Source organism: Nonomuraea sp. NPDC049758 (genome assembly GCF_040674635.1).
Taxonomy (GTDB): Bacteria; Actinomycetota; Actinomycetes; order Streptosporangiales; family Streptosporangiaceae; genus Nonomuraea.
Genome location: NZ_JBFAMZ010000004.1, coordinates 212,204 through 228,397 on the forward strand (window position 1 = coordinate 212,204; position 16,194 = coordinate 228,397).

21 protein-coding genes are annotated in these 16,194 nt (G+C 70.4%); 10 read left to right on the forward strand and 11 right to left on the reverse strand.

Translation table 11 applies throughout. From position 1 onward, the window contains the following. Window positions 1–107 precede the first annotated feature (107 nt). Entirely contained in the window at window positions 108–977 is an 870-nt protein-coding gene (locus AB0J46_RS12415; protein WP_364330118.1) for an EamA family transporter, read from the reverse strand. Between the two features lie 191 nt (window positions 978–1,168). Further along, window positions 1,169–1,984, reverse strand: coding sequence for an SAM-dependent methyltransferase (locus tag AB0J46_RS12420; protein WP_364330121.1), 816 nt, complete (start codon window positions 1,982–1,984; stop codon window positions 1,169–1,171). 190 nt (window positions 1,985–2,174) lie between these two features. Between AB0J46_RS12420 and AB0J46_RS12425 the strand changes: the two genes are divergently transcribed. Then, the gene (locus tag AB0J46_RS12425; RefSeq protein ID WP_364330124.1) at window positions 2,175–2,462 is read left to right on the forward strand and encodes a PRC-barrel domain containing protein; all 288 of its coding nucleotides are present in this window, start codon (window positions 2,175–2,177) and stop codon (window positions 2,460–2,462) included. 117 nt (window positions 2,463–2,579) lie between these two features. On the opposite strand, the gene AB0J46_RS12430 is transcribed toward AB0J46_RS12425, so the two are convergent. Continuing rightward, window positions 2,580–3,131 (reverse strand): nucleotidyltransferase, encoded by a 552-nt coding sequence (locus AB0J46_RS12430; RefSeq protein WP_364330127.1) that lies wholly within the window; start codon window positions 3,129–3,131, stop codon window positions 2,580–2,582. Window positions 3,132–3,281: 150 nt separating this feature from the next. Between AB0J46_RS12430 and AB0J46_RS12435 the strand changes: the two genes are divergently transcribed. Next, a complete protein-coding gene (locus tag AB0J46_RS12435; protein WP_358288293.1) occupies window positions 3,282–3,767 on the forward strand; it encodes a DUF1360 domain-containing protein in 486 nt (161 codons plus the stop codon). On the opposite strand, the gene AB0J46_RS12440 is transcribed toward AB0J46_RS12435, so the two are convergent. Then, window positions 3,764–4,717 carry a TIGR03557 family F420-dependent LLM class oxidoreductase gene (locus tag AB0J46_RS12440; RefSeq protein ID WP_364330130.1) on the reverse strand — a complete coding sequence of 318 codons (954 nt, stop codon included), beginning with the start codon at window positions 4,715–4,717 and terminating at the stop codon, window positions 3,764–3,766. The two genes, AB0J46_RS12435 and AB0J46_RS12440, sit on opposite strands and share 4 nt — an antisense overlap. Window positions 4,718–4,788: 71 nt before the next feature. Here AB0J46_RS12440 and AB0J46_RS12445 point away from each other — a divergent pair, with 71 nt between their 5' ends. Both AB0J46_RS12445 and AB0J46_RS12450 read left to right on the forward strand, forming a co-directional pair. After that, window positions 4,789–4,938: a GPGG-motif small membrane protein gene (locus AB0J46_RS12445; protein WP_165959640.1), complete on the forward strand. Its 150-nt coding sequence runs from the start codon at window positions 4,789–4,791 to the stop codon at window positions 4,936–4,938. 136 nt (window positions 4,939–5,074) lie between these two features. Next, entirely contained in the window at window positions 5,075–6,856 is a 1,782-nt protein-coding gene (locus tag AB0J46_RS12450) for a SpoIIE family protein phosphatase (RefSeq protein WP_364330133.1), read from the forward strand. A 14-nt stretch (window positions 6,857–6,870) separates the two neighbouring features. Here the strand turns inward: AB0J46_RS12450 and AB0J46_RS12455 are convergent, their stop codons facing one another. The 3 genes from AB0J46_RS12455 to AB0J46_RS12465 are packed head-to-tail and all read right to left on the reverse strand — an operon-like array spanning window position 6,871 to window position 8,905. Then, on the reverse strand, window positions 6,871–7,611 hold the full coding sequence (locus AB0J46_RS12455; protein ID WP_364330136.1) for a metallophosphoesterase: 741 nt from the start codon (window positions 7,609–7,611) through the stop codon (window positions 6,871–6,873). After that, the gene (locus tag AB0J46_RS12460; RefSeq protein ID WP_352352068.1) at window positions 7,604–7,852 is read right to left on the reverse strand and encodes a BON domain-containing protein; all 249 of its coding nucleotides are present in this window, start codon (window positions 7,850–7,852) and stop codon (window positions 7,604–7,606) included. The genes AB0J46_RS12455 and AB0J46_RS12460 overlap by 8 nt, the downstream gene beginning before the upstream one ends. 45 nt (window positions 7,853–7,897) lie before the next feature. Continuing rightward, window positions 7,898–8,905 carry a DNA topoisomerase IB gene (locus AB0J46_RS12465; RefSeq protein ID WP_364330140.1) on the reverse strand — a complete coding sequence of 336 codons (1,008 nt, stop codon included), beginning with the start codon at window positions 8,903–8,905 and terminating at the stop codon, window positions 7,898–7,900. A 54-nt stretch (window positions 8,906–8,959) separates the two neighbouring features. Here AB0J46_RS12465 and AB0J46_RS12470 point away from each other — a divergent pair, with 54 nt between their 5' ends. Together AB0J46_RS12470 and AB0J46_RS12475 are read left to right on the forward strand one after the other, a co-directional pair. After that, window positions 8,960–9,226 carry a hypothetical protein gene (locus AB0J46_RS12470; RefSeq protein WP_364330143.1) on the forward strand — a complete coding sequence of 89 codons (267 nt, stop codon included), beginning with the start codon at window positions 8,960–8,962 and terminating at the stop codon, window positions 9,224–9,226. An 8-nt stretch (window positions 9,227–9,234) separates the two neighbouring features. Continuing rightward, window positions 9,235–10,239 (forward strand): SDR family oxidoreductase, encoded by a 1,005-nt coding sequence (locus AB0J46_RS12475; protein WP_364330146.1) that lies wholly within the window; start codon window positions 9,235–9,237, stop codon window positions 10,237–10,239. Window positions 10,240–10,707: 468 nt separating this feature from the next. Here AB0J46_RS12475 and AB0J46_RS12480 read toward each other — a convergent pair whose 3' ends face one another. Together AB0J46_RS12480 and AB0J46_RS12485 are read right to left on the reverse strand one after the other, a co-directional pair. After that, window positions 10,708–11,223, reverse strand: coding sequence for a GNAT family N-acetyltransferase (locus AB0J46_RS12480; protein ID WP_357996673.1), 516 nt, complete (start codon window positions 11,221–11,223; stop codon window positions 10,708–10,710). 250 nt (window positions 11,224–11,473) lie between these two features. Then, window positions 11,474–11,881, reverse strand: coding sequence for a RidA family protein (locus AB0J46_RS12485; RefSeq protein ID WP_364330149.1), 408 nt, complete (start codon window positions 11,879–11,881; stop codon window positions 11,474–11,476). A gap of 132 nt (window positions 11,882–12,013) precedes the next feature. Here AB0J46_RS12485 and AB0J46_RS12490 point away from each other — a divergent pair, with 132 nt between their 5' ends. Further along, window positions 12,014–12,394, forward strand: coding sequence for a helix-turn-helix domain-containing protein (locus AB0J46_RS12490; RefSeq protein ID WP_364330151.1), 381 nt, complete (start codon window positions 12,014–12,016; stop codon window positions 12,392–12,394). A gap of 124 nt (window positions 12,395–12,518) precedes the next feature. Then, window positions 12,519–14,345: a transketolase gene (locus AB0J46_RS12495; protein ID WP_364330154.1), complete on the forward strand. Its 1,827-nt coding sequence runs from the start codon at window positions 12,519–12,521 to the stop codon at window positions 14,343–14,345. A 5-nt stretch (window positions 14,346–14,350) separates the two neighbouring features. On the opposite strand, the gene AB0J46_RS12500 is transcribed toward AB0J46_RS12495, so the two are convergent. Together AB0J46_RS12500 and AB0J46_RS12505 are read right to left on the reverse strand one after the other, a co-directional pair. Continuing rightward, entirely contained in the window at window positions 14,351–14,734 is a 384-nt protein-coding gene (locus AB0J46_RS12500; protein ID WP_364330157.1) for a ChaB family protein, read from the reverse strand. A gap of 13 nt (window positions 14,735–14,747) precedes the next feature. Then, window positions 14,748–15,029 (reverse strand): hypothetical protein, encoded by a 282-nt coding sequence (locus AB0J46_RS12505; RefSeq protein ID WP_352319513.1) that lies wholly within the window; start codon window positions 15,027–15,029, stop codon window positions 14,748–14,750. 38 nt (window positions 15,030–15,067) lie between these two features. Between AB0J46_RS12505 and AB0J46_RS12510 the strand changes: the two genes are divergently transcribed. Both AB0J46_RS12510 and AB0J46_RS12515 read left to right on the forward strand, forming a co-directional pair. After that, window positions 15,068–15,577 carry a shikimate kinase gene (locus AB0J46_RS12510; RefSeq protein ID WP_364330160.1) on the forward strand — a complete coding sequence of 170 codons (510 nt, stop codon included), beginning with the start codon at window positions 15,068–15,070 and terminating at the stop codon, window positions 15,575–15,577. Between the two features lie 12 nt (window positions 15,578–15,589). After that, on the forward strand, window positions 15,590–16,144 hold the full coding sequence (locus AB0J46_RS12515; protein ID WP_364330163.1) for a GNAT family protein: 555 nt from the start codon (window positions 15,590–15,592) through the stop codon (window positions 16,142–16,144). Window positions 16,145–16,194 lie beyond the last annotated feature (50 nt).

Genomic DNA, 16,194 nt, shown 5'->3' on the forward strand with positions numbered 1-16,194 from the left:
AACGCACGTTTCGCCGGCGCCGTTCCGTTATGCCGAAATGAGAGAACGGAGCGACGATACGGCAAGCGTCGCCGTACCGGACCTTAACTCATCACGGGCCCCGGACCTCACATCTCCGTTTCCGCTTTCAGCGCGAGAACGGCGACCGCGGCGAGCAGGAGCGCGCACCCGCCCCATGCGAGCGGGGTCAGCCGCTCGCCGAACAGCAGGACGCCGATCAGCGCCGCCCCGGCCGCCTCGCCCAGTGAGATGATCGAGACCGTGGTGGCCGGCAACGCGGTGAGCGCCCGGAAGAACAGGCCGTAGGCCAGGGCGGTGGGCACCGCCCCCAGGTAGACCAGCAGCGCCACCGACGACACGCTCAGCTCGGGCAGCACGCCCGCCGGCAGGGCGAAGGGCGCCAGGCAGGCCGCCCCGACCGCGAACCCGCCGACCGCGGTGGCCTGCGGGTCGGCCGCCCTGTGGTGGCGGGAGAAGAGCGTCACGCCGGCGTACCCGGCGGCCGAGAGCAGGGCGTACCCGATGCCGGACAGAGAGCGGGTCTGGACGACGGACTCCCAGGTGAGCAGGACGAGCCCGACCGGCGCGGCGGCCAGCGAGGCGCGGGCGACCGGGCCGAGCGGCTCGCGCAGCAGCAGCCGCCCGCCGAGGGCGGTGAAGATCGGCGTCGCGCCCATGGTCACGACCGTCGCGACCGCGACGCCGGACCCGGCGACGGCCGCGAAGTACGCGGTCTGGTAGACGGCCATGCCGGCGCCGACCGGCAGCACGTGCCAGGTGAGCCGGCGCGGACGCGCCGCGCGGCGGGTGAGCGTGAGCAGGAAGGCGGCGCCGAGCAGGTAGCGCCAGAGCGAGACGCCGACGGGGCCGAGGTGGCCCGACTCGAACAGCAGCGCGCCGGCGGCGCCGCCGGTGCCCCAGGCCGTGGCTGCCACGGAGACGTAGACGGCGCCACGGCGGGCGGAGACAGGGGTCATGACAGGAGTTCTCCGGATGGAGTGGTTGGAATGGGCCCGTATGCGGGCAGCAACCACCCCCGGATCGGTCAGACCCGGAGAATCCTGAAACGCCGCCGCCCGCTAGAGGGCCGGCGGCGGGGAGCAGACGAGGAATCGACGCGGCATGGGCGTCACCCTAGCCGTCCGTCCGCCCAGAGAGCACCTGGGTTTCACGGCTTGCGGGCCACGCCGCCCAGCAGCAGCTCTTCCCAGGGGGCCAGCGGGCCGGGGAGCCGCTCGTCGGGGTGCCATTCGGGGAAGTGCACCACCCCGGGCTCGACCAGCACGAGCCCGTCGAAGTACGCCTCGATCGCCGCGCGCTCGCGGAAGTGCCCGGTGCCCATGGTGGCCTGGAGCAGCGCCTCCAGGGCCTTGGCCTTGGGGTTGCCGGAGGCGAGCATGTTGGAGACGGCCAGGTGGCTGCCGGGGGCGAGCTCGGCGACGTACCGCCGGACCAGGCCGTGGGGGTCGTCGGCGTCGGGGAGCAGGTGCAGCAGCCCGATGGCCAGCAGGGCCGTGGGCTGGTCGAGATCGATCAGGCGGCCCAGCTCGGGGTGGCCGAGCACGGCGTCGACGTCCCGGGCGTCGGCGGTGATCGCGGTGGCGCCGGGGTTGCCGCTCAGGATGGCGCGGGCGTGCGGCTCGACCATGGGGTCGATGTCCACGTAGACGACCCTGGTACGGGGGTCGGCGAACTGGGCGACCTCGTGCGTGTTCTCGATGGTCGGCAGCCCGGCGCCGAGGTCGATGATCTGCCTGATGCCCGCCTCGCGGACGAGGAAGTCGACGATCCGGCCGATGAAGGCCCGGTTGCACCAGACGAGGTCGACCACCTCGGGCACGGCGTCCTTGAGCCGGCGCGCCACCGAGCGGTCGACGGAGAAGTTCTCCACGCCGCCGAGCAGGCAGTCGTGCACGCGGGCCACGCTGGGACGCGTGACGTCGACGCCCGGAGGGGCCCACTCCTGCGCCTCGCCGACGGTCATCCGGCCCCCTTTCCAGTGCGTGACGCGGATCGTATCCGCCGCCACCGACGCTTTGTTGGGGGTTTACCGGAGTCTGTCCGGGTAGCGGAGGTCTTGCCCGAGAAAAGACGGAAGAAGAGAGGAAGAGAGCCCGATGGAGCTCTGGAACTATCGTCCTGACGTCTATGACCGCGGTCAGAGTCTGGATCTCGTGGGGTACCACGTCCAGGCGACCGACGGGAAGATCGGGTCCGTCGACGAGGCGACGTACGAGGTCGGCGAGAGCTACATCATCGTCGACACCGGTCCCTGGATCTTCGGCAAGAAGGTCATGCTGCCGGCGCAGGTCGTCACGCGCATCGACCCTCAGGAGCGCAACGTGCACGTCGCGCGCACCAAGGCCGAGATCAAGGACGCGCCCGAGTTCGACGAGGGCAGCTACAAGGAGACCGAGTACCGCACGCGGCTGGGTGACTACTACGGCCGCTACGGCGGGTGACCCTGGCAGTCTGTCCTAGAGGGAGGGCCGCGTCCGATCGGGGCGCGGCCCTCCGCCCGTTCCTGGCCGCCCTCCTCGGGGCCACCTGGTCAGGGCTGCAGGGTCAGGGCCGCAGGGTCAGGGCCACCGGCTCTCGCCGCCGGCCACCACCGGCTCGCTCAGCACGCCCAGCCGCTCCAGCAGCGTCACGAACGTCGTCGCGTACGGCGAGTCGGCCACCACCGCCACCACCCGCGGCCAGTCCACCTGCTCGCGCAGCGCCCGCACCTGGGCCAGCAGGGAGCCGTAGTCGCAGGCGTGCTCCGACAGCGGCAGCAGCCACGAGATGACCAGGTCGGTGGCCTCCAGCACGGGCACGATCACCGCCGACGCCTTCAACGGCTCGGCCCGGTCCAGCAGCTCCTCGGTGATCTCATGGTCGGAGACCCGGAAGATCAGATCGACCAGCCGGCCCTCGTCGTACGCCTTGACCAGCCAGTCCTCCGGCGGTTTGGCGGTCTCGAAGCCCAGCCCGCGCAGGGCTTCCAGGGCGGCGGGCACGTCATGCTCGGTGAGCACGAAATCCACGTCGTGCAAGGAGGGGGCGGCGCCTCTGGCGTAGGCCGCGCAGCCGCCGGCCAGCGCGAACTTCACCCCGGCGTCCTTCAGCCCGGAGCTGGCGCGCTTCAACGTGTCAAGGATGGCGTCAGTGACCGCGTGACCATGGCTGCTCATGGTTCCGGGCTACCCTCACGATCGTCATGTAGACGTCGGGAACAGCCCAAGAGACAGCCCGGGGACGGCGCGTAGAGGCAGGGGCTGAGGGTAGCGCCACACCCTATGACCGAGATGCTGGAGAAGACGGAACGGGCCTACGGCAACGGGCATGATCGTCCGCTGGGCGGCTACCTGGGCATCCTCGCCACGTACGGCGCGGGGGTGGCCGGGGCGGCGGCGGCCGCGGTGCTCACCAAGCGGAAGCTGCCCGAACGGGTCGGCGTCCTCGACCTCGCGCTCATGGCGGCCTGCACGCACAAGGTCTCCCGGCGCCTGGCCAAGGACCCGGTCATGAGCCCCCTGCGGGCGCCCTTCACCAGGTACGAGGGCCAGGGCGGCCCGTCGGAGGTCCAGGAGGAGCCGCGCGGGCCGATGGGCGAGCTGCTGGCCTGCCCGTTCTGCCTGGCCCAGTGGGCGGCCACCGCGTACGCCGTCGGCCTGGTCTTCGCCCCCAGGGTGACCAGGCTCGTCGGCGCCACGATGACCGCGGTGGCCATCTCCGACTGGCTGCAGCTCGGGTACGCCAAGCTGATGAAGTCGGCCGACTAGCGCACCCTGGGGAGCACCTCGCGTTCGTAGAAGTCGAAGAACGCGTCCTGCTCCGTGCCGATCTGGTTGACGTAGACCTCGTCGAACCCCGCGTCCACGTACTCCTTGAGCGCCCGCGCGTGGACCTCGGGGTCGGGGCCGACCGGGCTGCCGCCCACGGCCTCGTCCTCGGTGACCGACTCGGCGAGCTGCTCGAAGTGGCGCGGCAGCGGCAGGATCTGCGACGCCTCCCCCTTGATGCCCTGCGTGGGCCACAGGCGGTGGACGGTCTTGCGCGCGGTGGCCTCGTCGGCGGCGTAGCACGCCTTCAGGCCGCCGAGCGCCGGTTTGCCCGCGCCGCCCGCCTCGCGGAACCGCGTGACCGACTCGGCGTCCGGCGCGGTGGAGATGTAGCCGTCGGCCAGCCGGCCGGCCAGCGTCGTGGACTTCTCGCCGAACCCCGACATCAGGATGGGCACCGGCTCGTCGGGGAGCGTGTAGAGCCGGGCCGTGTCCACGCGGTAGTGGGCGCCCCGGTGGGTCACCAGCCTGCCGGTGAACAACTCGCGCATCAGCCCGACGGCCTCTTCGAGCATCTCCAGGCGTTCGCTGAGCGGGGGCCAGCGCGACTCGACGACGTGCTCGTTCAGCGCCTCGCCGGTGCCCACGCCGAGCCGGAAACGTCCGCCGGTGAGCGCCCCCGTGGTGGCGGCGGCCTGGGCGACGACGACCGGGTGCGTACGGATGAGGGGGCAGGTGACGGCTGTGGTGATGGGCAGGGAGGTCGCCTCGGCCAGCGCGCCGATCACGGACCAGACGAAGGGCGCCTGGCCCTGCTCGTCCAGCCAGGGGTGGAAGTGGTCGGAGATCCACAGAGCCGCGAAACCGGCGCGTTCGGCGGCTTTGGCCTGACGTACCAGTTCTTTGGGTCCGTGTTCCTCACACGACAAGAAATAGCCAAATGTCGTCATGAATCAGCACCTGCCCGTTACGGCGGAGGAAAACATGTTACTGAGTCGCGCGTGGGGGCAGTTGCAGTCACATGGCTACTTTGCTTTGGATCATCGCCGTAATCCTCGTCATCTCCGGGATCTACGTGATTCTGGCCCGTCGCGACCTCCTCTGGGGGATCGTGCTCATCGTCCTCGGCTTCCTCGTGGGCCCGGGCGGGGTCAGCATCTTCAATGTGTAGGGCGCACGCCGCCCCGCACTCCGTCCGTGACAACCCGCTGGGCCGAACCTCGAGAACGGCCCAGCGGACCACCTAGCTTTGCCGAAATATCAGCACCACCAGCCCTCAATCCCGAATGATCGGGCATGGGGAGCGAGTGAGCAGATTTCCGCCGTTCAGCCGCTACGAGATGAACGCGGCTTCGGCACGGGTTCGTGAGCAACTTGTTCACGTCCGCCGCCACCTGCGTACCCAGGCCATCCTCGACGAGGCCACGGCCCGCCTGGCCACCCGGCTCAACATCCGCCCAGGCGAGGCCGCCGAGCAACTCGCCAGGATGGCCCAGCACAGCGGTCTGGATCTGATCGAGGTCGCGAAGGGCATCGAACGGCCGTCCGAGCAGGTGCTCGAACGGCCCGAGGCGCCCGAGTGGGTACGCGGCATGCTGGCGGGCGTGCACGCCTCGGCCCTCTTCCTCACCCCCGTCCACGACGACGCGGGCCGCGTCGTGGACTTCCTCGTCCTGGCCGCGAACAAGCACGCCAGGACCCCCGCCGGACGCACGGCCGACGACCTGGCCGGGCGCCGCCTGCTGTCGGTCAGCCCCGGCGTGGCCAGTTCGGGCCTGCTGGACGACTACATCGCCGTGTACGAGTCGGGCGAGTCCCTGCACCACATGCCGCTGGAGTTCGTCGAGGCCATGGACTACCGGCTGTGGCCGGCGACCCTGGCCGTGCGCGCCGCGCGCGTGGACGAGGGCCTGCTGGTGAGCTGGCGCATCCTCGACGACGAGGAGCTGCTGGTCTCCGGCTGGGAACGCGCCCAGCGCCTGGCCGAGCTGGGCTGGGGCGAGTGGAACCTGGCGACCGAGCGCACCCTGTGGACGCCGCAGATGTACGAGATGTTCGGCCGCGCCCGCGCCGACGGCCCGATGCCCCTGGAGGAGCTGCCCGCCGTGGTGGTCGCCGAGGACCTCCCCGTCATGGACGAGCAGATCCGCACGCTGCTGGAGTTCCGCGAGGCCGTGGAGAACGAGTTCCGCATCCAGCACCGGCACGGCGTACGCCACCTGTGCGTCTACAGCGAGCCGATCCTCGACGGGGACGGCGTGCCGGTCAAGGTCCGCTGCCTGGTCCAGGACGTCACCAAGAACCGCCGCAGGGAACGCGCGCTGGCCGTGGCGCACGAGCAGGCGACCAAGGAGAAGGAACGGGCCGAGCAGGAGCACCGGATCACCGTCCAGCTGCAGAACACGATCCTGCCGATCCGCCGGGGCCTCATCCAGCTGCCGGGGCTCGCCGTCGGCGTGCGCTACCTGCCGAGCGAGGACCTGGCCAGGCTCGGCGGCGACTGGTTCAAGGCCCGGCTGATCACCGACGGCCGCGTGCTGCTGGCCATCGGCGACGCCATGGGCCACGGCCTGACCGCCGCGAGCATCATGCTGCAGATGCGCTCGGGGCTGGCCGGCCTGGCGTACACCGGCGCTCCCGCCGGTCAGCTCGCCACCTGGCTGAACGACCTCATCGTGCACTCCAACGAGGACGTCACCGTCACCGGAACCGCGATCATCGGCCACTTCGACCCCGAGCGCCGCACGTTCTCCTGGACCAACGCCGGGCACCTCGCGCCCGTCCTCATCAGGGACGGGCGCGGGCAGGCCATCGACGGGGTCACCGGCACGCTGCTGGGGGCGTTCGACGCGGCCGAGTACGACATGACCGTCACCCAGCTCGAACCCGGCGACACCCTGGTCCTGTACACCGACGGCGTCGTGGAGCGGCGCGGGCAGGACCTGGACGTCGGCCTGGCCGCGCTCCTGCGGGCCTCGCACTCGTGCGTGGGGGACGATCCCGAGCAGATGATCGACTGTCTGCTGCGCCGGCTCGGCGCCGACGACTCCACCGACGACGTGTGCGTGATCGCCGCACGCGTGTTGTGACGCCTCCTGCGGGGTCAGTCGTCGTAGCCGTTGCCCGGCTCCTCCAGGCAGTAGACGCCGTACGCCCTGCCGAGGACGGGCAGGGCGACGTTGCGCACCCGGATGCCGCCCGAGGTCATGCCCTTCTCGGTGCCCTTGTGGGCGTGCCCGTGCAGGATGAGGTCGGCCCCTGCCGTGTCCACCGCCTCGGCCAGCAGGTAGCTGCCGAGGAAGGGGTAGATCTCCAGCGGCTCGCCCTCCAGCGTCTCCTTGATCGGGGAGTAGTGGGACAGCACCACGCGCTGGTCGGCCACGAGCTCCTTGAGCGCGACCTTCCACGCCTCGGCGATGTAGCGCGTGTGGGAGATGAAGTTCTTGATCTCGCGCTCGCCGAACTCGCTGGCGCTCTTGCCGGCGAACCCGCCGCCGAACCCCTTGCCGCCGACCACGCCCAGCTTCCGGTCACCGCACTGGATCACCGTGCCGTCGTCGTCGAGCACGATGACGCCGGCGTCGCGCAGCTCGGCGGCGATCTCGTATTGCAGGTCGGAGTGGTAGTCGTGGTTGCCCAGGACCGCCACGGTGGGGATGGGCAGGCCGCGCAGCTCGTCGGCCACGACCCGGCCCTCCTCCAGCGTGCCGTGCCGGGTGAGGTCTCCCGCGACCATGAACACGTCGGCACGTTCCTCGATGCCCTCAAGCCTGCGCCGGTACTGGCCTCTGACGTCCTCGCCCAGGTGGATGTCGCCCACCGCCGCTATTCGCAGGTCAGTCAAGATGCTCATCCTCCCCCAGCACCGAGACGTCGACCACGCGTATCTCGTTGTGCAGGTGCAGCTGGGGCGCGATCTCCCGCGCCACCTGGCCGAGCCTGTCGCGCTGCTCGGCTCCGCTCACCTGACCACGCAGGAACAACTGGTCGCCGCGGACGTCGACCCGGATGCCCAGCTCGTTCGTGCGTCCGTCCTCGGCCAGCGCCTGTTGGACGCGGGCCGCGACGTACTGCGGAGCTTCCATCGCTTGCCTCCTTCTATTGTCGCCGCATGCCCGGGGATTAACGGCTCAAACGGCGCGAATAAGGTCTATAACGGCCCGTTCCACCGTCCCGTGGGTGGCGAGCTGCCCGTAATCGGCGTCCGCTCCGAGCTCGGTGAGGGCTCCGGCGATCGTCCTGTCCTGGTCGTACGCCTCCACCACCCGCGGGTCCACGTACGACGCCCGCGCCACGGTCGGCGTGTTGCCCAGATACTCGGCCACCTCCCGCATCACCCGGGTCACCGCCCGCTTCCTGGCGGTGCCGTTCCCCTGCGCGTGCTTGGAGACCGCCAGGCCCACCGCGGCCAGGACGGTCGCGTGCCAGGTGCGGAAGTCCTTGGCGGAGACCTCGCAGCCGACCAGTTCGCGCAGGTAGTCGTTGATGTCCTCGCTCCTGACGTCGCCCCAGCCGCCTTCCGGGCGGCGGTAGCGGAGCAGCTCGCCCTCCGCGCCGAGCGCCTTGAGCGAACGCAGCACCGTGCAGGCTCCGGGATCGGCCACCACGACCTCGCGGGAGATGTCCCCCTTGGCCTGGTAGGCGCAGGTCACGACGCCGTTGCTGCAGGTCACGTGGTCCATGCGCAGGGTGGCCAGGCCGTAGGTGTCGTAGCTCTCGCCGCCGATCCTGAAGAAGCCGACGTCCAGCAGGCGGGCGGCGGCGGCCAGCACCCGGTCCCGGGTCAGGCCGCGGCCCTTGAGGCGGTCGTCCACGGCCTTGCGGAACGCGGGCAGGCGCTCGGCCACCTCCAGGACGTGGTCGAACTTCGCCTTGTCCTGCTGCTCGCGCCAGAGGTCGTGGTAGCGGTACTGCCGGCGTCCGGCCGCGTCCACGCCGACGGCCTGGAGGTGGCCGTACGGGGAGGGGCAGATCCAGACGTCCTTCCACGCCGGGGGGATGACGAGCGACCTGATGCGCTCCAGCGTCGCCTTGTCGCGCACCGGCCGCCCGTCCGGTCCTTCGTAGCTGAACCCGCGCCCGCGGCGGCGCCGGACGATCCCCGGCTCACTCTGGTCACTGGGATGTAGCTCGGGCACGCAGGGCGGCTACCCAGCACGTTAGGCAACAAACAGGACGGGCAGGTGAGCGGCATGCCTGAGAACACGGATGACGGTAGATGGCACGAAGAGGGTGACCGGAAGGGCCACCCCATGGTGCCCGCCACACCGCGCGACGTGGTGCACATCAGGGTGGGATCGTTCATCCTGGTGTTCCTCTTCGCGTTCACGGTGCTGGGACTCATAGCAGGCGCGCCGGTGATGGCAGGGATCGCGATCGTGCTGTTCATCGTCACGATCGTCGACATCGCCCTGGCGATCCGGCGGCAGAAGGACCGAAACACGGGAGAGGCAGGCTGACAACCGACATGGCATCCCTTCGAGGACGCGTGGTAGTGGTGACGGGCGCGAGCGGCGGGGTCGGGCGGGCGGTGGTGCGCGAGCTGGGCGCTCGCGGCGCTCGGGTGGCCCTGATCGCCCGCGGCACGGCGGGCCTGGGCGCGGCCGCCGTGGACGTGGGGACCGCGGGCGGGGACGCGAAGGTCTACGAGGCGGACGTGGCCGATTACGAGCAGGTGAAGGCGGCGGCGGAGCGCGTCGAGGCGGAGATGGGACCGATCTCGACCTGGATCAACACCGCCTTTTCCTCAGTCTTCGCCAAGTTCACCGATATTTCGCCAGATGAGTACGCTCGTACCACTTCGGTGACGTATCTCGGTTATGTGTGGGGAACCAAGGTCGCCCTCGACCTCATGGGCCCTCGCAACGCCGGGACCATCGTCCAGGTCGGCTCGGCCCTGAGCCATCGCGGCATCCCCCTCCAGTCGGCGTACTGCGGGGCAAAGCACGCCATCAAGGGCTTCACCGAGTCGCTGCGCACCGAGCTCCTGGCCGACCGGAGCGGCATCGACGTCACGCTGGTCCAGCTCCCCGCGGTCAACACCCCTCAGTTCGAGTGGGTCCTGTCCAAGCTGCGGCGGCACCCCCAGCCCGTACCCCCGATCTACCAGCCGGAGGTCGCGGCGCGCGCCATCGTGTACGCCGCCGAGCACCCCGGACGCAAGGAATACTGGGTGGGCGCCAGCACCGCGGCCACCCTCATGGCCCAGCGCGTCGCCCCCGCCCTGGTGGACCGGTACCTGGCCAGGACCGGCATCCAGTCCCAGCAGACGGACGAGAAGCAGCCGAGCGGGGTGTCGAACCTCTGGGAGCCGGCCGACGAGGACAAGGACTACGGGGCGCACGGCACGTTCGACCGGCGCTCCCACGGTCACAGCCCGCAGGTGTGGCTCTCCCAGCACCGGCGGGCGGTGATGGTGGCTGTGGGGGGTGTGGCCGCGGCGGTCACGGTGGCCCGCCGGCTCGCTCGCTGACCGGGCGACGGGCCTTTTTCTGGCCCGCGCCCGGCACCTGGTTACCGGGTGGGCCGCGGGAGCCCACCCGGATGCTCGCTCCGCTCCCGATGGTCACTCGCCCGGCACCCGGCTACCGGCTGGGCCACGGGAGCCCACCCCGGACCAGGGCCGCAACGAAGTGTCCTCTGCCGATGTACCGGACATGCCCCTACTGCCTGCGCTGGCAGCGGACCTACTCATCCACCAGCTGCACCAAAGATCACCGGATGGACAACGGGAGCCCGTCCCGGACCAGGGCCCCAAAACTGGCTTCCTCCACCGAGGTACCGGCCACTCGCCAACACCCGACCCCGGCAACGGCCCCGCTCATCCCCACCAGCCGCCCCAAAGATCACTGGCTGGGCAACGGGAGCGTCCCACGACCACTGCGATCTTCAGAGTCGCAGCACTCGGCTCCAGAGGGCCCGAGGGGCAAGGCAGTTCGGCTCAGCGCCCCGGCAAGGCTCGCTCCAGCTCGATCAAAGCCAGCGCAGGCCCCTCCTCGAACTCGTGGTCGTGGGTCCTGCCGGTCTCGGTGAAGCCGTTCTTGGCGTAGAAGCGGCGGGCCTGGGCCGAGTCCCGGATCGTCCACAGGTGCACGTCGTCGTACCCGGCGTCGCGTGCCGCGTCCAGGACGGCCGTCAGCAGAACGCCGGCGATGCCGCTGCCCCAGACGTCCGGATGGGCGAAGAAGGTATAGATCTCCGCGGAGCCGGGACGGGAGGTGGAGGCCCCGAACCGGGCGAATGCCCCGGGCCGCTCGTTCAGGCGGGCCAGCAGGATCGGGTCCCCGCCCTCGGCCAGGATGCCGTGCCACTTGCCGCGCCGCTCCTCGATCCCGGCCGCGGCGACCTTCGGCGCACACAGCGGGCCGTGCGAGACGCCCCAGGACAGGGCGTGGATCTCGCCGAGGACGTCCCCGTCGCCGGGTTGCGCGGGGTGGACCGTGATCACGTCAGGCATGCCTCAGACACTACTGTCAGCCGCCGTCGCCGGCCCCGCCCGGGGGGACGAGGATTTGACCTGCCGGCCCCTCCCCATCCACTTGGCCTGGCAGATCAGCCAGGCATACGCGCGCCGATCCCCCATTCGAGGGCAGCGCCGCGACTCCGAAGATCGCGTTGTCGCATCCTGCCCCTTGCTCAACTGAGCACAACTGAGAAGTGGGGTTTCAACGACGTTTCTCAGTTGCTCTCAGTACGTCGCGCGTCCCCTACGGGAGGATCGCGGTGGCTTCGACCTCGACCAGGTGGTCCGGGACGGACAGGGCCGCGACGCCCAGCAGGGTCGCCGGTGGGGTCGCCGTCGTGCCCAGTCTCGCCTTCGCCCGGGAGATCCCGTCCAGGAGCGCGGGCATCTTGTCGGGGGTCCAGTCCACGACGTGGACGGTCAGTTTCGCCACGTCGTCGAACGACCCGCCGGCCCCGGCGACGGCGGTGGCCACGTTGAGGTAGCACTGCTCGACCTGCGCGGCGAGGTCGCCCGCGCCGACGGTCGTGCCCTCGGCGTCCCAGGAGACCTGGCCGGCGACGAAGATCAGCCTCGTTCCCGACGCGACCGCCGTCTGGTGGTAGACGTCGATCTCGGGCAGGCCCTCGGGGTTCAGCAGGGTGACGGGCATGGTGTGCGCCTCCTGACAGGGGTGGCCGGAACGCGCGCACGGCCACCCAAGACTCTCTTGTGGTTACTGAGGAACTGTAGGAGAGTTAGCGCTGACGTGTAAGAACGCACTTTTCAGTGACTGGGGAACCTCATGGTGACCAAGCAGTTCAAGGGCTCGGACGGCGCGGCGGACCTGAGGCGGGCCGACTCCCTGGCGCGGGAGATCTTCACGGACGTCGCCAACAAGTGGGCGTTCCTGATCATCGAGGCCATCGGCGAGGGCACCCTGCGGTTCGGCGAGCTGCGCGACGAGGTCGAGGGCATCAGCCACAAGATGCTCACCCAGAACCTGCGCATGCTGGAGCGCAACGGGCTGGTCGAGCGGACGGTGTATCCGACCATGCCGCCGCGGGTGGAGTACACGCTCACCGAGCCGGGGCGGGCCCTACGCGCGACGGTCGACGCGATGTGCGCGTGGACGCAAGCCCACCTCGGCGACATCGAGGCCGCCCGCCGCCGCTTCGACGCCTGACGCCGCCGCGAACCGCCCAGGCGGGGGAGGTTTCAACTGCCGACAAATGGGATCAGGTGACGTCAGGCCCGAGTTAAGCGCCGCGCAGGGGGTAGGCGGCGTGAAACTCACGAGGAGGGTCTTGATGCCTGAACGCGATCTCCAGTACTTGACCGAACTGGCCGCGCAGCTGCGCGTCGACTCCGTGCGCGCCGCCGCGGCGGCCGGTTCCGGGCACCCCACCTCGTCGATGTCGGCCGCGGACCTGATGGCCGTGCTGTTCTCCTGCCACCTCAGGTACGACTTCGACCGCCCCGACAACCCAGGCAACGACCACCTGATCTTCTCCAAGGGCCACGCCTCCCCTCTTCTCTACTCGCTCTACAAGGCGGCGAAGGTCATCGACGACGAGGAGCTGCTGTCGTTCCGGCGCCGGGGCAGCCGGCTGGAGGGGCACCCCACCCCCCGGCTGCCGTGGGTGGACGTCGCGACCGGCTCGCTCGGTCAGGGGCTGCCGGTCGGCGTGGGCGTGGCCATGGCGGGACGGCTGGAACGGCTGCCGTACCGGGTGTGGGTGCTGTGCGGTGACAGTGAGCTGGCCGAGGGGTCCATCTGGGAGGCGGCCGAGCACGCCGGGGCCGAGGGGCTGGCCAACCTGGTCGTGATCGTGGACGTGAACCGGCTGGGTCAGCGCGGCCCGACCCGGCACGGATGGGACACGGGGGCGTACGCGCGCCGGTTCGGCGCCTTCGGCTGGCACACGATCGAGATCGACGGCCACGACCCCGGCCAGATCGACTTCGCGCTGGGGGACGCCTGCAACACCCGCCGGCGTCCCACCGTGATCCTGGCCAAGACGCGCAAGGGCGAGGGCGTCGTCGAGGTCGAGAACCGGGAGGGCGCGCACGGCAAGGCGCTCAAGGACCCCGACAAGGCCATCGACGAGCTGGGCGGGCCGCGCAGCGTCCATGTGGACGTGCACCGGCCGGAGGGCGCGGCCGAGCCGTTCCACTTCGACCCGCGCCCGGCGACGTTGCCGGAGTACGAGGTCGGCGCGAAGGCGGCGACCAGGGCGGCGTTCGGCGCGGCGCTGACGGCGCTCGGCGCGGCCCGCGGCGACGTGGTGGCGCTGGACGGCGAGGTGGCCGACTCGACCAAGACCGAGGAGTTCGGCCAGGCGTTCCCCGAGCGCTTCTTCGAGATGTACATCGCCGAGCAGCAGCTCGTGGCGGCGGCCGTCGGCCTGTCGGTGCGCGGCTGGACCCCGTACGCGGCCACCTTCGCGGCGTTCCTGACCAGGGCGCACGACTTCATCAGGATGGCCGGCGTGAGCCAGGCGTCGATCCGGCTGGTCGGCTCGCACGCCGGCGTCTCGATCGGCGAGGACGGCCCCTCGCAGATGGGCCTGGAGGACCTGGCCATGATGCGGGCGGTGTACGGCAGCACGGTGCTGTACCCGTGCGACGCCAACCAGGCGGCGGCGCTGACCGTCGAGATGGCGGACGTGTCAGGGGTGTCCTACCTGCGCACCACCCGCGGCGAGACGCCGGTCATCTACCCGCCCGGCGAACGTTTCCCGGTGGGCGGCTCGCGGGTGCTGCGGCGCTCGCCCGACGACCGGGCCACGATCGTGGCGGCCGGGATCACGGTGCACGAGGCGCTGGCGGCGGCCGACGAGCTGACGGCGGCCGGCCTCCCGGTCGGCGTGATCGACCTGTACTCGGTCAAGCCGGTGGACGCGGCGGTGCTGGTGGAGGCCGCCACGACGACGGGCAACCTGATCACGGTCGAGGATCACCGGCTGGAGGGCGGTCTCGGCGACGCCGTGCTGGACGCCGTCAGCGAGCTCGGCCCGCGGGTGGTGAAGCTCGCCGTGACCGGGTTGCCCGGGTCGGCGACGCCTGAGGAACAGCTCGCGGACGCCCGCATAGACCGCCACGCGATTGCCGAGGCGGTCAAGCGGTTGTTGTGAAGGAACTAGCGGGCTTTCGCCGTGGCCTTCCTGTTGGCCTTCTTGATGGCGTCCACCAGCTCCTTCTTGGTCATCCTGGATCGGCCGCGCACCCCGAGCCTGGACGCCACGCCCTGCAAGTGCTCCTTGCTGGCGTTGGCGTCCACGCCCTCCTGGGTCCTGCCGGAGCGGTCGGTCGCGCCCTTGTCGGACGGTCCCTTCTGCCCCTTGGGCTCCCAGTGGTCCCCGACCTTCTCGAAGGAGTGCTTGAGTGCGGCGAACGCGGTCATGTGCGCGCGCCGCCCCTCTCCGTACTCCTTCACGGCGGAGTCGTGCGCTTTGATCCACGTGTTCTGTGCCTTCTTCGGCGAACGCTTGATGGTCGACGGCAGCTCGTCAACGGCTGGCATGTCGATTCACCTCCTACAGCGGCGGCTCGTCGTAGTGGCGGCGCTCCTCGTACACCGTGGTCCTGCGGGTCTCCGGCTCCTCGTAGATCTCGTGCCGGTGCACCGGCTCGTCGATCGGGCCGACCGCCCTGCGGGTGACGCTGATCCGGTAGATGCCGAACAGCAGCCCCGCCAGGCCGCCGAGCATGAGGATGACGCCCACGACGTTGATGTCGAGACCGGCGAGGTCGAACTCGACGGCCCAGGTGAGGATCGCACCGAGCATGATGAGGATGATGCTTCCGGCGATGGTCATCAGATTTACCTCCTTGACACGAAGGAACCTCTATCCACATGTCGAAAAACAAACCAGTCGTGGTGATCGGGCTGATGGGATCGGGTAAGACGACCGCGGGCCGCCTCCTCGCCACCGCGCTGGGGATGCCGTTCACCGACAGCGACCCGTTCCTGGAGAAGGAGCACGGCGGCACGGCGGCGCAGATCGCCGTCCGCGAAGGGGCCGAGGCGCTGCACCGGTACGAGGCCGAACACGTGCTGGCGGCGCTGGCGGGCGAGCCGAAGGTGATCGCGGCGGCGGCCAGCACCGTGGAGGACCCCCGGGTGCGTGCGGCGCTGCGCGAGGCGTTCGTGGTCTGGGTGGACGCCGCCGACGCCGTCCTGGCCCGGCGCATGAGCTCGGGCGCGCACCGTCCCGAGTTCCAGCCGGCGGCGATGCGGGCCCGGCGGGAGGGCTACTTCCAGCAGGTGGCGGACCTGACGTGCGACGTCGGCGTGCTGACCCCCGAGGAGGTGCGCGACGCGGCCCTGCGGAAAATGGGTTTGCCCGCCGATGAGCAGGACTGATACCCAGAGGGGATGTTCGCCGAGAAACCCACTTTGACGGGTGAGCGCGTCAGGTTGCTCCCGGTCGGCCCCGAGCACGTCGAGGGCCTGATCACGTTGATCAGCGATCCGGAGGTGCAACGGCTGACGGGCTCGCACGGCGAGGTCGACCACGAGGTGGCCCGCCAGTGGTACAGCACGAGAGGCGAGCACGCCGACCGGCTCGACCTGGCCGTCATGGCCGGCGACGAGTACGTCGGCGAGGTCGTGCTCAACGAGCTCGACCGGCACAACCTGTCGTGCAACCTGCGGATCGCGCTGATCGGCGCCCGGGTCTTCGGCAAGGGCTACGGCACCGAGGCGATCGAGCTGGTCCTCGGCCACGCCTTCGCCACCACGCCGCTGCACCGCATCGGCCTCGGCGTCTTCACCTTCAACGACCGGGCGCGGCACGTCTACAAGAAGATCGGGTTCGTGGAGGAGGGCGTGCAGCGCGACACCCTGCTGTGGGAGGGCGAGTGGCACGACTCCGTGACGATGTCGGTGCTGCGGCCGGAGTGGCAGTCAAGATCCAGAAGCCTGGCATAATGATCATGACGCATGGGTCCCCCGAGGCGCGCGGGGGACCTGTGGTCGTT